At 54.0% G+C, this 324-nt stretch carries 1 protein-coding gene; it reads left to right on the forward strand.

Features of this window, described 5'->3' with window-relative positions:
* Positions 1–180: 180 nt before the first annotated feature.
* Positions 181–324, forward strand: a 144-nt coding sequence (locus tag NXS07_RS21085; RefSeq protein WP_258087643.1) for a terminase gpP N-terminus-related DNA-binding protein, incomplete at its 3' end; no start/stop codon positions are given.

Below are 324 nucleotides of genomic sequence, written 5' to 3' on the forward strand. Positions count from 1 at the left end.
CTTCAGTACAGACCGTTAATTTAATGGTTTTGGCCATGGTTGCTCTCCAACAAGCCCCTTTCTATTGATGACGCTATTTTCGCAATCCCGTTCTGTTGACTCAACGTGTTCGCCGTGTCGCCAGTCCGCGACAACGGGCAGTCATGGCAGTACGCGCGCGGGCTGTGGGAAAGTAAGCGCATGACAACGACAACACACGATCCCCGGCAAGAAGCCAAAAGTTTGTACTGGCAGGCCTACAGCGTTTCGCAGATAGCAAAACGGCTGGGCGTCAGTGCGAATACCCTGTATTCCTGGCGGCGGCGGGATAAATGGGATGAAGCC

The organism is Xenorhabdus bovienii, assembly GCF_024721015.1.
GTDB classification, from domain to species: domain Bacteria; phylum Pseudomonadota; class Gammaproteobacteria; order Enterobacterales; family Enterobacteriaceae; genus Xenorhabdus; species Xenorhabdus bovienii.